The 14,336-nt window shown below is 71.9% G+C and carries 10 protein-coding genes; 3 read left to right on the top strand and 7 right to left on the bottom strand.

The genetic code is table 11. The features are described 5' to 3' along the window. Nucleotides 1–3: 3 nt before the first annotated feature. The 5 genes from ACQEXA_RS07490 to ACQEXA_RS07470 all read right to left on the bottom strand — a co-directional run bounded on the left by ACQEXA_RS07490 (nucleotide 4) and on the right by ACQEXA_RS07470 (nucleotide 7,129). The gene (locus ACQEXA_RS07490; RefSeq protein WP_433129135.1) at nucleotides 4–2,820 is read right to left on the bottom strand and encodes an NHLP bacteriocin export ABC transporter permease/ATPase subunit; all 2,817 of its coding nucleotides are present in this window, start codon (nucleotides 2,818–2,820) and stop codon (nucleotides 4–6) included. A gap of 1 nt (nucleotide 2,821) precedes the next feature. Beyond that, nucleotides 2,822–5,059, bottom strand: coding sequence for an NHLP family bacteriocin export ABC transporter peptidase/permease/ATPase subunit (locus ACQEXA_RS07485; protein WP_432935937.1), 2,238 nt, complete (start codon nucleotides 5,057–5,059; stop codon nucleotides 2,822–2,824). Then, entirely contained in the window at nucleotides 5,056–5,862 is an 807-nt protein-coding gene (locus ACQEXA_RS07480; protein WP_432935940.1) for an HlyD family efflux transporter periplasmic adaptor subunit, read from the bottom strand. The genes ACQEXA_RS07485 and ACQEXA_RS07480 overlap by 4 nt, the downstream gene beginning before the upstream one ends. Nucleotides 5,863–6,014: 152 nt before the next feature. Next, nucleotides 6,015–6,230: a type A2 lantipeptide gene (locus ACQEXA_RS07475; RefSeq protein WP_432935942.1), complete on the bottom strand. Its 216-nt coding sequence runs from the start codon at nucleotides 6,228–6,230 to the stop codon at nucleotides 6,015–6,017. A 491-nt stretch (nucleotides 6,231–6,721) separates the two neighbouring features. Next, nucleotides 6,722–7,129 carry a PaaI family thioesterase gene (locus ACQEXA_RS07470; protein WP_433129133.1) on the bottom strand — a complete coding sequence of 136 codons (408 nt, stop codon included), beginning with the start codon at nucleotides 7,127–7,129 and terminating at the stop codon, nucleotides 6,722–6,724. Nucleotides 7,130–7,320: 191 nt separating this feature from the next. Here ACQEXA_RS07470 and ACQEXA_RS07465 point away from each other — a divergent pair, with 191 nt between their 5' ends. Further along, a complete protein-coding gene (locus ACQEXA_RS07465) occupies nucleotides 7,321–8,631 on the top strand; it encodes a S1 family peptidase (RefSeq protein ID WP_432935946.1) in 1,311 nt (436 codons plus the stop codon). Nucleotides 8,632–8,874: 243 nt separating this feature from the next. On the opposite strand, the gene ACQEXA_RS07460 is transcribed toward ACQEXA_RS07465, so the two are convergent. Beyond that, the gene (locus ACQEXA_RS07460; protein WP_432935948.1) at nucleotides 8,875–9,834 is read right to left on the bottom strand and encodes a helix-turn-helix transcriptional regulator; all 960 of its coding nucleotides are present in this window, start codon (nucleotides 9,832–9,834) and stop codon (nucleotides 8,875–8,877) included. Nucleotides 9,835–9,996: 162 nt separating this feature from the next. Between ACQEXA_RS07460 and ACQEXA_RS07455 the strand changes: the two genes are divergently transcribed. Both ACQEXA_RS07455 and ACQEXA_RS07450 read left to right on the top strand, forming a co-directional pair. Then, on the top strand, nucleotides 9,997–12,450 hold the full coding sequence (locus tag ACQEXA_RS07455; RefSeq protein ID WP_432935950.1) for a SpoIIE family protein phosphatase: 2,454 nt from the start codon (nucleotides 9,997–9,999) through the stop codon (nucleotides 12,448–12,450). Nucleotides 12,451–12,534: 84 nt separating this feature from the next. Further along, on the top strand, nucleotides 12,535–13,056 hold the full coding sequence (locus ACQEXA_RS07450) for a metallophosphoesterase family protein (protein WP_432935953.1): 522 nt from the start codon (nucleotides 12,535–12,537) through the stop codon (nucleotides 13,054–13,056). Between the two features lie 63 nt (nucleotides 13,057–13,119). On the opposite strand, the gene ACQEXA_RS07445 is transcribed toward ACQEXA_RS07450, so the two are convergent. Then, nucleotides 13,120–14,238, bottom strand: a complete 1,119-nt coding sequence (locus ACQEXA_RS07445) for an XdhC family protein (protein ID WP_432935955.1) — start codon at nucleotides 14,236–14,238, stop codon at nucleotides 13,120–13,122. Nucleotides 14,239–14,336: the final 98 nt, after the last annotated feature.

Raw genomic sequence — 14,336 nt, 5'->3', positions numbered from 1 at the left:
CGCTCACGCCATCTGACGCCGGACCAGCTCGTGCAGCCGTCCGGACGTGTCCGCGAGGAGCTGGGCCGGCGGGCCCTGCTGGGCGACCTTGCCGTCCTCCATCACGATGACGCGGTCCGCGTCCAGCACGGTGGACAGACGGTGGGCGATCACGATGCGGGTGGCGTTCAGGGCGCGCGTGGACTCGATGACCTTCCGCTGGGTCTCGTTGTCCAGCGCGCTCGTCGCCTCGTCGAAGAAGAGGATGCGCGGCCGCCGGATCAGGGCCTGCGCGATCATCAGGCGCTGACGCTGACCGCCGGAGATCGCGCCGCTGCCCTGGACGATGGTGTGCAGTCCCATCGGCATCCGCTTGATGTCCTCGGCGAGGCCCGCCATCTCGGCCGCCGCCATCGCCTCCTCGGGCGTGAACGGTTCGGTGCCGCAGATGACGTCCAGGATCGACCCCGAGAACGGCTGAGCGTGCTGCAGCACCACCCCGCACTGGCGGCGTACCGCGGACTGGTCGAGTGCCGCGAGGTCCTGGCCGTCGTACAGGACGCTGCCCGACACCGGCTTGTCGAAGCCGATCAGCAGCCGCAGCAGGGTGGACTTGCCGCAGCCGCTCGGGCCGACGATCGCCACGAACTCGCCCGGCCGCACGTCGAAGGAGACGTCGTCGAGGACCAGCGGGCCGTCGTCGGAGTACCGGAACGAGAGCCTGCGCGCCTCGATGCCGCCGGTCAGCACACCCGGGCGGGTGCTCGCCGTGCGCACCTCGGGCGCCGCGTCCAGCACCGGCTTGATCTCCTCGAACAGCGGCAGCGCCGCCACCCCAGAGACGAACGCGCCGGTCAGCTGGGTGACCGAGGTGAGCAGCATGGTCACGGAGGTGTTGAAGGTGAGGAAGGCGGCGGCGGACAGCGTGCCCCTGGCCGGGCCGGCGAGGAGCATGAACAGCAGCAGTGAGCACAGCGGCAGATACACCGCTCCCATGACCGTCGTCAGGTTCTTGATCCGGCCCACCCGCTGCTGCAGCTCCCGGCTGCGGGCGAACTCCCGCGCCCAGGCGGCGTACGCGTAGTTCTCGGCCGCCGCGACCCGCAGCTTGGGCAGGCCCCGCAGGGTCTGGAACGCCTGGTTGTTCAGCTTGTTGGTGAGCCGCACCAGCTGCCGCTGCCAGCGCACCTGCCACAGCCCCAGTCCGAGGAACACGGCGGCGATGACGACGAGCATGCCGATCGCCGCCAGCGCCATGGGCACGCTGTACCAGAGCAGCAGCGCGAGGTTCACCACGCCGACCGTCACCGACTGGGCGACCACCGGGGCGACGCCCGCGAGCAGCCGGCGGATGGCGCTGATGCCCATCGCCGCGCTGGCCAGTTCGCCGGTGGACCGCTCGGCGAAGAACTTCGTCGGCAGCCGCAGCAGCCGGTCCCAGACGGCGGGCTGGAGCGTCGCCTCGATCCGCCCCTCCAGGCGCAGGATGGTCAGGTTCTCCAGCAGCATGAACGCCGCCGCCACCACGCCGGTGACCATGATCGCGAGGCAGACCTGGACGATCAGCCCCTCCTCGGCCTTCGGCACGAACTCGCCGAGCACTTTGCCGGTGGCGATGGGCACCAGCGCGCCGATGACGACGGTCACCAGACCGCTGAGCACAAGGCCCCACAGATCGCCGCCCGTGCCCCGCATACTGAACCGCAGCAGCCCGAACGGGCCGAGCCGCCGGTCGGGCAGCGGGCGGTAGAACATCACGGCACGGGGCTCGAACTCGGCGGCGTTGGCCTTCTCGATCGGTGTCTCCCGCCCCGACGACGGCTGGACCGCGGCATAGCCGCCGCGCCGCCACAGCAGCGCCACGGGCGCGCCCGACAGGGCCCGGTGGCCCACCAGGGGGCCGACGTCCTCATGCCACCAGGGTCCGTCGAGCCGGACAGCCCGGGTGCGGACACGGGAAGCGAGCGCGATGCGCTCGACCGGGTCCAGGCGGTCGCTCTCGGTACCGCTCTGCGCGGGCTCGGCGAGCGTGATCCCCGCGGCACGCGCCACCACCTTGCAGGCCGCGTACGTGGCGTCGGCGTCCGCCGTCGTCGTGCGCTTCGCCGACGGTTTGCCGATCGAGGCGAGCAGCGTCTGGTCCGCCTGGGCACGCACCGCCTCGCCCGCCTTGATGCCCGCCGCCGTACGGGTCTCGTGGCTGCGCTCCAACTGCTCGATCCACCGGTCGAGCGTGGTGAGCAGGCGGTACTGCTGGTCGACCATGCTCTGCCAGATCGCGGGGTCCATCAGCAGGTCGGCCGCTGCCTCTGCCCCGTACAGGGAGCCGTACTGGACGCTGCCCGGCGGCACCTGCATCCAGAACACGTCGTCGTCGGTGATGTCGGCGGCCCGGTCGTTGGCCATCGGCGCCTGGAAGAGGATCGACAGGCCGCGGCCGACGCCCAGGGCGAGGGCGTACTCCAGCGGGCTCGTCGTCGGCGGCACGTACTGCGGGTTGCCGTACTCGTCGTACGACCACGTCTGGGTGTCGACCTGCTGGTAGAGCTCGCGCAGCTGGATGCGGCGCACCACGCAGTCGCGCACCGGGCGGGCGACCAGGGTGTGCTGGGGACCGGGGACCGGGCCGAGCAGCAGGGCGCCGGTTTCCAGACGGCCGATGTGGTGCCAGTGGCCCTGCACGACGGAGTCCACCGCGAACAGGTCCAGCGCACCGGAGGCGACCAGCCACAGCACCTGCGGCCCCTCCAGGTCGAGCCGGCCGAGGCCGGCGCAGTCGACCGGGGCCCCCATCTGGCCGAGGGCATTGAGGACGAGGTCGCCCTCGTGAACCGTCGTCATCTCATCGCTCCCTGACCAGCTCGGCGTACGCCCCGCCGGCCGCCACCAGGGCGTCGTGCCGCCCGCGTTCCACGATCGTGCCGTGCTGCAGCACGACGATCTCGTCGCTGTCGCGCACGGTGCTGAGCCGGTGCGCGATCACCACGCAGGCGCAGCCGCGCTTGCGGATGTTGTCGATCACGGTCTGCTCGGTCTCCGCGTCCAGGGCGCTGGTCACCTCGTCGAGCACCAGGATGCTGGGGCCGCGCACCAACGCCCGTGCGATCTCGAGCCGTTGGCGCTGGCCGCCGGAGAAGTTCCGTCCGTCCTGCTCGACGCGGCTGTGGATGCCTCCCGGGCGGCGCATGACGACGTCGTACAGGGCGGCGTCCCGCAGCGCGGCGACCACGGCGTCGTCCGGGATCGAGGGGTCCCACAGGGCCACGTTGTCGCGGACCGTGCCCTCGAAGAGGAAGACGTCCTGGTCGACGAAGGACACGGAGGCCGCGAGCGCGCCGCGCGGAAGGTCCTCCAGGCGCTGCCCGTCGATGCGGATCTCGCCCTCCCACGGGGCGTACAGGCCCGAGATCAGCCTGGACACCGTGGACTTGCCGCTGCCCGAGCCACCGACCAGCGCCACCTGCTCGCCGGGGCCGACCGTCAGGTGGAAGCCGGCCAGCAGCGGTTTGTCGAGCGGGCTGTAGCCGAACGAGATGTTCTCGAGCTCGACATGGCCGTGCAGCCGGCGGGTCGACTCGCGGCCGCCGGAGCGCCCGTAGAGCGGGTCGGCCTGGAAGTTCTCCACGTCCTTGAGACGGGCCACGTCCGCCGCGAAGTCCTGGATACGGCCCGCGACCCCGTTGAGCCGGGTGATCGGCGCGGTGAAGCGGGTCACCAGCGCCTGGAAGGCGACCAGCAGACCCACCGAGATATGGCCCTCGACCGCCCGCAGCCCGCCGATCCACAGAATCAGCGCGCTGTTGAGCGTGGCGAGCGTGGGGGCGACCACGCCCAGCCAGGCGCTCGGCGCTCCCAGCCGCTGCTGCTCCTCCAGCGTGGTGGCGTGCTGGCCGGCCCACTTGCGGAAGTAGCCGTCCTCACCTCCGGTCGCCTTCATCGTCTCGATCAGCTGCAGGCCGGTGTAGGACGTGTTGGTGAGCCGGGCGGTGTCCGCGCGCAGCTTGGCCGTGCGCGTCGCCCGCAGCCGTACGACGACCCGCATGGCCACCACGTTCAGCAGCGCGACGCCGATACCGACGAACGTCAACTGCGGGTCGTACGTGTACAGCAGCACCGCGTAGAGCACGACGACGACCGCGTCGACACCGGCCGCCGCGAGGTCGCGGGCCAGGGTCTCGGCGACCGCGTCGTTGGACTGGAGCCGCTGCACCAGGTCGGCGGGGCTGCGCTGGGCGAAGAACGTGACCGGCAGCCGCAGCAGATGCCGCAGGAAGCGGGCACTGGAGAGAGTGGAGGAGATGATCCGCCCGCGCAGCAGGTTCGCCTGCTGCAGCCAGGTCAGCACGATCGTCAGCAGCACGCAGGCCGCCATCGACGCGAACAGCACGCCGAGCAGCGAGGTCTGGCCGCCGATCAGGAACATGTCGATGTAGGTGCGGCTCAGCGCGGGGAGCGCGGCCCCGACCACCACCAGGAGGAGACTCGCCAGGACGGCGGCGGGCATGGTGCCCGACGTGCCGCGCAGGCGGGCCGGCATGGCACCGAGGATGCCCGGCCTGCGGCCGCCCCTGGTGAAGCCCTCATCCGGCTCCATCACCAGGACGACGCCGGTGAAGCTGGTGTCGAAGTCCTCCATGGGCACGAAGCGGCGGCCCTTGCCCGGGTCGTTGATGTACACGCCCCGGCGGCCGAAGCGGCGGCCCATGCCGTCGTAGACGACGTAGTGGTTGAACTCCCAGAACAGGATCGCGGGTGCTTTCACCTCGGCGAGCGCGGCCGTGTCCATCTGCATGCCCTTGGCCGTCAGGCCGTAACTGCGGGCCGCCTTGAGGAGGTTGCTGGCGCGCGAGCCGTCGCGGGAGACGCCGCAGGCGATGCGGAGCTCCTCGAGCGGGATGTGCCGGCCGTAGTGGCCGAGCACCATCGCCAGGGAGGCGGCACCGCACTCCACGGCCTCCATCTGCAGCACGGTGGGGGTGCGCACGGTCTTGCGCCTGCCCTTGGGAACGGTGCGCTTCGGCGGCGGCGCGGCACGGCGTCTGCCCCGCACCGGGGGCAGGGTGTCCTGGGGAGCGGTCACGGCAGCAGCCAATCGACGGGACGCTGATCGGCCAAGCGGATCGAACCCGTGGCCAGGGTCATGGAGGAGAGGGCGAACGGGGGGCCGTCCGCGGACGACCACTTGTAGCCGCTCTTCGAGCGGGACGAGGAGTCGAGCCGCACGAGCACGGCCACCGGCCGGTCCTTCTTGGTGAACTGCTCGCCCAGCTGGCTGTCCCCGAGGAACGCGGCGATCTGCTGCGCCGACTGGGGGGTGCGGTCCACGGACTTCACATGACCGCGCAGCACGCCGTACTCCTGCGCAGGCACCGACTGGACGGTGAGGTCGACGGCGGCGTCGGCGGGGATGGAGGCCGCGTTCTCGGCGGGGATGTACACCGTCGCGTACAGCGGGTCCGACGCGTGCGCGACCTTCTCCACGGCGGCGACGTTCGCGCCGGTCTGGATGATCTGGCCGATGGTCGCGGCGAGCGCGGTGACCCGCCCCGCGGCGACCGTGCGCACCACCGAATCGCCTTGGCTGGTGCGGACCTGCAGCACGGGAGAGTCGGCGGGCAGCCGCTCTCCCTCCTTGGCGAGGACCGCGGTGACCTGCCCGGCCACGGGGCTCTGCAGGATGTAACTGCCCTCTCCGTGCGTGAGGATGGCGGGAGCGCTGACCGTGGAGGCCACGGAGCCCGTCACAGCCCACACGGAGGCGGCGGCCATGGCGGCCACCGTGACCGTCAGTACGAACCAGCCCTGGGGGCGGGCGAAGCGCACCGGGAGGTCGAGCTCTTCGGGCGACTGCAGCTTAGCGAGGGCCTGTTGGCGGAACTGCACGGAACTTTCCCTCACCTGCGGGTGACTGGGAGCCGGCTCGGGTGAGCCGGGTCAACGGGGGAGCCGGCCCGTGTGCGAGCCGACCGATTCATGGCATCCGTGAGTCCCGGAACCGGTATGCGGTTCCGGGACTCAGCGGCGCAGGGGCGCGATCAGAGACCGGCGACCAGCTGGGTGACCGGAGCGGCGTTCAGGCCGGTGACACCCTCGACGGTGCCGACAGCCGTGCCGACCAGGCCGGAGACCGGGGCGACGCCGTCCACCAGGCCGGTGACGGTGCCGACGGCGTTGAGGGACAGGCCACCGGACACGGCGTCCAGCTCGGCGTCCGAGATCTCGGCGGTCTCAACCTGGGGGGTGGAGTTCATGATGGAACTTCCCTTCATATGGGTATTCACAAGGGGAGAGCGGCCCGTCTCTGGGGACAGACGTCCGGCCGCGGTCCGCAGGCGCCGGGAATCCGTTGCCGGGTGCATCCTCGGCGGCCCCGCGGTGCAACGGATCAAAGCACGCCGACGCTCGGCGATTCCACTCAACCATCGCTCTCACCAGGGCAATTGACGTAGTCGGAGAGCGATCCGTGCAGGCTTGCGCACGTCTTTGAGGCGACTTCTTCACATGCTGCGCGGCATCGGCGCACACGGCGCCTTGTCGCCGCGGGGCCGAATGGGACAGTCCGCTCCAATGGCGCGTCCCCCGGCGCGCGACTGTGCAGATCTGCCGTACACGGTGACTTGCTTGAGTAATCGGTGTGCAGATTCCCTGAAGCCGGGATTCCGTCGTGCGTCCGCCACCTTGCGTCACCGGCCGGTGGCGCAAGGTGTCCGAAGGGCCCCCGGCTGGTGTCCGCGGGGCGTCCTCAGCCGAGCAGCGCGTACACCGTGCCGGCCCGCGCCGCGATCTCCGTCTCGCCCTCCGCGGTCATCGTCACGTCGGCGAACGCCATGCGCCGGCCGAGCTTGGTGAGTACGACCTCCACCAGTACGTCGGCGTCCATGACCGCGCGCTGGAAGCTGGTCGACTGCTGGACCGTCGTCATCGGCACAAAGCCGCCGCGCGCCGCCGAGACCGCGATCACCGTGGCCGTGTCGGCCGCCGCCATCAGCGCCTGTCCCGAAAGACCGCCGCCCTCCCGGGCGAGCCGGGTGGACCACGGCAGTCGCAGGACGGTCCGTTGGTCGTCCAGTTCCACCACGCTCAGGCCCAGTTCGAGCACCCAGGGGGCGAAGTTGTCGGAGAGGAGCTTGTCGGCTTCGGCTGGAGTCATGCGTGATTCTTTCCCCCCGCCGCGCTCCGTCAGACGTGTTTGCCACCTATTTCACGCTTTCGCATACGCCAACTCGGCCAGTTGCAAGAGCGATTGAACGGCCCCCGTGACGCGCGCGTATCAACAGGCATCCAGGCGCCCAGTCAGCTGCCGGACGGCGGCAACGCACCCCCGTCCCAGGAGGTCAAGAGTTGAGTCACAAACGCATACCCAAGCGCAAGGCCGCGATCGCGGCGGGAAGCGTGGCGGCGCTCGGAGCTGCGGCCCTTCTGCTGCCCAACGCCAACGCCTCCCAGACGGACTCGTCGACGGACGCCACGCCCAGGACGTTCAAGGCCGGCGACGTCTCGGACCTCGCCTCGCAGCTGGCCTCCCAACTCGGTGACGCCTTCGCGGGCTCCTACTACAGCGCGGACAAGCAGCAGATCATCGTCAATGTGGTCGGCGACGACAGCAACGTCGTCAACACCATCAGAAAGGCGGGCGCGGTCCCCAACCAGGTGCGCAACAGCACCGCCGCGCTCCAGACCGCCGCGAAGACCCTCCGGACCAGGGCGACGATCCCCGGCACCGCGTGGTCCGTCGACCCGAAGACCAACGAGATCCGGGTCACCGCCGACAGCACCGTCACCGGCTCCGAGTGGAACACGCTGCAGTCGACGGTCAAGAACCTCGGCTCGGGCGTCGCGACCGTCAAGAAGTCCGCTGGCACCTTCAAGACGTTCGTGTCCGGCGGCGATGCCATTTTCGCCCAGGTGAACGGCGGCGGCGTCCGCTGCTCCCTCGGCTTCAACGTCACGGCGAGCGACGGCAGCCCGGCCTTCCTGACGGCCGGTCACTGCGGAGTCGCGGCCAAGCAGTGGTCCGACTCGCAGAACGGCCGGCCGATCGCCACGGTCGACCAGGCCACCTTCCCGGGCAACGGTGACTTCTCGCTCGTCAAGTACGACGACCCGAACACCCAGGCCCCGAGCGAGGTCGACGTCGGTAACGGGCAGACGGTCCAGATCAACCAGGCCGCCGACGCGGTGGTGGGCCAGCAGGTCTTCCGGATGGGCAGCACCACAGGTCTGCACGACGGGACCGTCACGGGCCTCGACGCCACCGTCAACTTCCAGAGCGAGACCGACCCCAACGGCGTCGACACCGTCACCGGTCTCATCCAGACCGACGTCTGCGCCGAGGCCGGCGACAGCGGCGGCTCCCTGTTCACCCAGGACGGCAGCGCCGTCGGCCTGACCTCGGGCGGCAGCGGCGACTGCACCACGGGCGGCGAGACCTTCTTCCAGCCGGTGACCACGGCGCTCCAGGCGACCGGCGCGACGCTCGGCGCGGGCGGCGCGGCCGGCTCTGGCACGGGCGACCAGTCCGGAGCCGTCGACCCGAGCGCGGGTGAGCAGACGGCGAGCCCGGGCGGCCAGTCGAGCGGCGCGGCGGACCCGTCGGGCCAGTCGCAGAGCAGCGGCGTCGGCGACGGCTCGGGACTGGTGTCGGGTCAGTGACCGGGACGCCGTAGCGGTTCCTGCGCGGCCGCGGAAGCGGTCCGGCCCCGGCGGGAGGGCCGGACCGCTTCCGCGTGTTCAGTAGGCCACATGCGCGCGTTGGCGTCCGCAAAATGAGCAAAGTCGCCCTGTTGCGGTCGCCACCGCGACGGCCGGACCTCGCCGGCGCGCGTCCGCCGGTCGGGCAGGCGTGCGTCGCGCGCGCGACGCCGCGGACCTCGGATGCCGCCCGGTCAAGGGCGTTCACCCTCTGTCGCCGGAAGCAGAACGACGCCCGGCCCGCCGCCCGCCCCGGCTTCCGCGGCCCCCGCCGGAGGCGGCGGAGTCGCGGCCGGTACGCACATCGTGCGCCGACGTGTCCGGGTCGGCCGGTCGCCCACCGGGGGCGTGCAGACTGGCCAGCAGCGCCAGCAGTTCGGCGCTGCGGCTGCCCGGTTCGGCGTGGAAGACGACGAGGGTGAGCCCGTCCGTCCCACCGATCTCGAATTTGTTCGAGTGCAGCTCCAGGTCACCGACCTCGGGGTGGGTCAGCCTGCTGAGGCGGCCGCGTCGGGGCAGCACGTCATGACGGCCCCACAGCAGCCGGAAGCGTTCGCTGCGCACGGACAACTCGCCGACCAGCTCGACGAGTCGCGGATCGTCGACCTCGGAGCCCACGTGCGCGCGCAGACTCGCCACGCCCTCGGCGGTGGCCTCTTCCCAGTCGCGGCGCAGATCCCGCTCGGCGGGGTCCAGGAACACGGCCCGCAGCAGGTTCACGCCGGGCGCGTAGTGGGGGGAGAGGGCCGCGGCGAGTGCGTTGACAGCGAGGATGTCGGTGAACCTGTTCTGCACATAGGCCGGATTGCCCGTCCAGCCCTCGATGAGCTGACGGATGCTCACCGGAACCTTCTCGTCCCGCGCGGAGTGCTTTCGGGCGCGGGGCTGTTGGGGCTGTGCCAGGCCGATCAGATGCGTGGTCGTGTCGTCGTCCAGGCCCAGGACGCGGGCGAGCGCCCGGAGGACCTGCACGGACGGATTGCGGTCGCGCCCCTGCTCCAGACGCAGGTAGTAGTCGGAGCTGATACCGGCCAGCGTCGCCACCTCCTCGCGGCGCAGCCCGGGCACGCGGCGCAGCCCGCCGCCGGTGATCCCCACATCCTCGGGCCGCACCTGGGCCCGGCGGGCGCGAAGGAAGTCGCCGAGCGCGTTTGTGCTGTTCATAGGACCACGGTAGGACTGCTCGCGGGTCCCAGACTGGCCCTGTCACCCCCAGGAACGCGGCTGAACACGAGCACGGCGGCCGCATCTCGCCCGTCGACGTTTGCGCGTACCGGGTTGCGCACAGGGGCTGCGCCGACGTCGCGGAAGCGCTGTAATTGCAAAATGGGCAGTGAGGGCGCTGCGGTGCGCAGAACGAGATCGCTCCGTGCCGAACTTGCCCTCAAGACCCTCACCACGGACCTCGACCCGCGCGAGCGCCTGCGCCGCGTCCTCGAACAGGCCCTCGTCTTCGCCGGTGCGGCCCTCGCCGCCGTCTACGCCCCGGCGGAGGACGGCGGCCAACTGTGCCTCACCGAGTCGGTCGGTGTGCCGCGGACTCTGTACGGACTGCGCGACACCTACTCCCTCTCCGACGACGGCCCGGCGGCGCGCGTGCACCGCTCCAGGAAGCCCGTGTGGCTCACCGCCGAGGACCTCGCCCGCTGCGCCGAGACCGAACGGCTGCCGGGCGGGGACTTCTCGCTGGCCGTCCTGCCGCTTCCTGACGGAGGGTGGCTGGTCGCGGTCAGCGACAGGCTGGACGGGTTCGACGCCGAGGAGCGCGGCTGTCTGCGGCTTCTCGCCGACGCCATCACCGGACCCGCCCGCGCCGAGGGTGATGTGGTCGAGCCGTCCGGAAGCTCGTTCAGCCTCGCCGTGGACAGCGGCCGGGTCGAGGTCGACGACGAGATGCTGGAGTTGTTCGGTATCGCCCAGGACGAGTTCGACGGCAGGGTCGAGACCCTCCTGGCCCGGACCGTGCCGGAGGACGTGCCCTCCCTGATGTCCGTGGTCGAAGCAGACCACATGTCCCTCGGCGACCGGGAACTGGAGTTCCGCATCCTCAAGCCCTCAGGCGAGCCGAAGTGGCTGCGGCTGCGCGGGCGCATGCTCCCCGGCGGGGAGGGCCGGTCGGCCCGGCTGGTCGGCACCGTCATCGACGCCTCGAAGCTGCGTCCAGCGGTCAGCGACGTCACCCGTATCCAGCGGCTGGCGGCGGACCTCGCCACCGCGGGCACGGTCCGGGACGTGAGCATGGCCGTGATCGGTGCCCTCCGCAAACCGCTCAAGGCCGACCGTGTGGCCCTCGCCGAGCTGGAGTCCGACCGGCTCGTCGTCACCTTCCTCGACCCGCCGGAACCGGAGGCGTGGCCCGAGGTGTGGCGGACGGAGTGGCGCTCGGAGTGGCCGGACGCGCCCGTGCGGGCCATGCCCACCCTCGCCGCCGCGCTGCGGGAGGGCCGCCCCGCGGTCTGGCCCGCCGGCACCGAGCTGGAGCCCGCGGTCGCGGAGGTCGGCCCCGGTGGCCTCGCCGTGCTGCCGCTGCCCGCCGCGGGCACCATAGCCGGTGCCTGTCTGATCGGCTGGGACAGCCCGCACGACTTCGGTGCGGACGAGCGCGCCCTGCTCACCGCGGTGGCGGGCCTCGCCGGACAGGCCCTGGTGCGCGCCCACGCCTTCGACGCCGAGCACGAACTGATCGGCATGCTCCAGCGCGCCCTCCTCCCGCGCCGTCTGCCCGAGCTGCCGGGCGCGGTCGCCGTCGCCCGCTATCTGCCCACCACCGCGGGGCTGGAGCTCGGCGGCGACTGGTACGACGTGATCCCGCTGCCCGACAACCACGTGGCCTTCGTCATCGGCGACGTCCAGGGACACAACGCCGGTGCCGCCACCCTGATGGGCCAGATGCGCACGGCACTGCGTGCCTACGCCGCCGAGGGCCACCCTCCGGACGTCGTCGTCTCCCATGCCAACCGGCTCCTGGTGGACATGGAGTCCGATCTCTTCGCCACCTGCTGCTACGTCGACGTCGACATGGAGGAGGGCAGTGCCTGGTGCGTCCGCGCCGGCCACATTCCGCCCGTGCTCCGGCACCCGGACGGCAGGACGGAGATCGCCGAGTCGGAGGGCGGACCGCCTCTCGGCGTCCTCACCCGGGCCGACTTCCCGATGAGCCCGTTGCGGCTGCAGCCCGGGACGGTCCTCGCCCTGACGACCGACGGTCTGGTCGAGTCCGCCGACGTGGACATCGAGGACGGCCTTGCCCGGATGGCCCGCGAACTGTCCGCCGCCGATCCCGGGCACCTCGGGCTTGTCGCGGACGCCCTGCTCACCGGTGCCAACCGCAGCGACGACGTCGCCCTCCTCCTCATGCGCTACGACGGCATGGCGGTGCGTCCGCTGCGCGAGAGCTGGACGGTGTGGCGGGTCCCCGAGGCGGTCCGCCACGCCCGCCGCTTCACCCGCCGGACCCTCCGCGCCTGGAATGCGACCGAGGAACTCGACGCGGTGCTCCTCCTCGTCTCCGAACTGGTCACCAACGCCCTGGTCCACACCGAAGGCCCGGTCCGCCTCGACCTCACCCTCTTCAACCACCGGCTGCGCATCGCGGTCGCCGACGCCTCGCCGCGCACCCCGGTCAGGCCGACGAGCATCGGCTGGGAGGCCACGGGCGGCCGGGGCATCTGGCTCGTCGAGGCCATGTCGACGGCGTGGGGCACAGTGCCGGTCAGCGGTGGCAAGCAGGTGTGGGCGGACCTCGCCCTGCCGCAGGTGCCGTCGCCGGAGCGCACCTGAGCCCGGCTTTCCGGGCCCCCGTCGCACATCGGGCCCAGAACTCGCGGGCAGGACCGGGCCCGTCCGGCGTGACACCCTGACATCGTGCGCCTGCTCCTCATGTCCGACACCCACCTCCCCAAGCGCGCCAGGGAACTGCCCGCGCGGTTGCTCGCCGAACTCCCGCACGTGGATGTGGTGATCCACGCCGGAGACTGGGTGGACGTCGCCACCCTGGACCTGCTGGAGAGCCGGTCCGCCCGGCTGATCGGGGTCCACGGCAACAACGACGGCCCGGACTTGCGGGCCCTCCTCCCCGAGGTCGCCCGCGCCGAACTCGACGGCGTGCGCCTCGGAGTGGTCCACGAGACCGGCGCCGCCCCGGGCCGGGAACGCCGCTGCGCCGAGCGCTTCCCCGATCTCGACGTGCTGGTCTTCGGGCACAGCCACATTCCCTGGGACAGCACGGCGGACAGCGGGCTGCGCCTGCTCAATCCGGGTTCCCCGACCGACCGCCGCCGCCAGCCCCACTGCACGTACATGACCGCGACCGTGACCGACGGCGCACTGACCGACGTGGTGCTGCACCGGCTGCCGCCGCGGGCCGGGCGGCCGGCGGACGCCTGAGCCCGGCCGCCCGTCGCGCGGCGCGGCGCGTCCTGGGGTGCCGTAGCGCCGACGGATTGCCTGCTACGACGGCTCGCGACCGGTCCGGCCGGCATGGATCGCGCCGTCCGTCGCCGCCAGTGGCGTACCGCTGCCTCCCCAGCGCAGTGCGACGATCTCGGCGGCGACGGACACCGCCACCTCCTCGGGCGTGCGCGCCCCGAGGTCCAGACCGATCGGCGAGCGCAGCCGGGCGAGCTCGGCCGGTGAGAGCCCGGACTGCGTCAGCCGGCTCATCCGGTCCTCATGGGTGCGGCGGCTGCCCATCGCCCCGATGTACGCGGCGGGCCGGCGCAACGCCTCCTCCAGCAGGGGCACGTCGAACTTCGGGTCGTGGGTCAGCACGCAGATCACCGTGCGGTCGTCGGTGGCCGTGGCGTGCAGATAGCGGTGCGGCCAGTCCACGACGACCTCCACGCCCTCGGGGAACCGCTTCGGCGTGGCGAAGACGGGGCGGGCGTCGCACACCGTGACCCGGTAACCGAGGAAGTCGCCGATACGGGCGACCGCGGCCGCGTAGTCGATGGCGCCGAAGACCAGCATCCGCGGCGGTGGCGCGAAAGAGTGCAGGAACACGGAGACGGCGTCCTCGCGCCGCTCGCCGTGCGGGCCGTAGTGCCGCCGCCCGGTGGCGCCCAGGGCGAGCTCGCCGCGCGCGTCGGCGGTGACCGCCACGTCCAGGCCCGTCGACCCCAGTGACCCCGCCACCTCGTCGGCCCATACGGCGAGCGTGGCCCCACGCGGCGCGGGACCGTCGATCACCGTCGCCACCGTCACCGGACGCCCGGCGGCCACGGACTCGGCCACCGCCCCGAAGGAGACGTCCTCCTGCGGTGTCACCCGGCGCACCAGCAGCGTGATCCGCCCGCCGCAGGTGAGCCCCACGGCGAACGCGTCCTCGTCGCTGTAGCCGAAGGTCTCGAGACGGGCCTCGCCCGACTCGATCACCTCCTGCGCCAGTTCGAACACGGCGCCCTCGACACAGCCGCCCGAGACGCTGCCCACCACGTCGTCGCCGGCACCGACGGCCATCGCGGCGCCCGGGCCGCGCGGCGCGCTGTCGCTGACGGTGACCACCGTGGCGAGTCCGAACGGGGACCCCGCCGCGTACCACCGGTGCAGCGCCGGAAGGATCTCACGCATCACGTCCTCCATCGGTCACGGTCCGCTCCTGTCACCTGCACCGCAAGTCTTCCGTGCGGCGGTGCCCTGTCTCCCGGCGAGCGCGTCCACACCGGCGG

This window comes from Streptomyces sp. CA-106110 (assembly GCF_050936285.1).
Classification (GTDB): domain Bacteria; phylum Actinomycetota; class Actinomycetes; order Streptomycetales; family Streptomycetaceae; genus Streptomyces.
The sequence above is the reverse complement of the archived record's forward strand: the minus strand, read 5'-3'. Positions and strand labels throughout refer to the sequence as shown.

What these genes read in the sequence shown, in the direction of transcription:
- ACQEXA_RS07455 (WP_432935950.1), top strand. Translation starts at nt 9,997, where the DNA reads ATGGGCAGTGAGGGCGCTGCGGTGCGCAGAACGAGATCGCTCCGTGCC.
- ACQEXA_RS07470 (WP_433129133.1), bottom strand. Translation starts at nt 7,129, where the DNA reads ATGACTCCAGCCGAAGCCGACAAGCTCCTCTCCGACAACTTCGCCCCC.
- ACQEXA_RS07460 (WP_432935948.1), bottom strand. Translation starts at nt 9,834, where the DNA reads ATGAACAGCACAAACGCGCTCGGCGACTTCCTTCGCGCCCGCCGGGCC.
- ACQEXA_RS07475 (WP_432935942.1), bottom strand. Translation starts at nt 6,230, where the DNA reads ATGAACTCCACCCCCCAGGTTGAGACCGCCGAGATCTCGGACGCCGAG.
- ACQEXA_RS07490 (WP_433129135.1), bottom strand. Translation starts at nt 2,820, where the DNA reads ATGACGACGGTTCACGAGGGCGACCTCGTCCTCAATGCCCTCGGCCAG.
- ACQEXA_RS07445 (WP_432935955.1), bottom strand. Translation starts at nt 14,238, where the DNA reads ATGCGTGAGATCCTTCCGGCGCTGCACCGGTGGTACGCGGCGGGGTCC.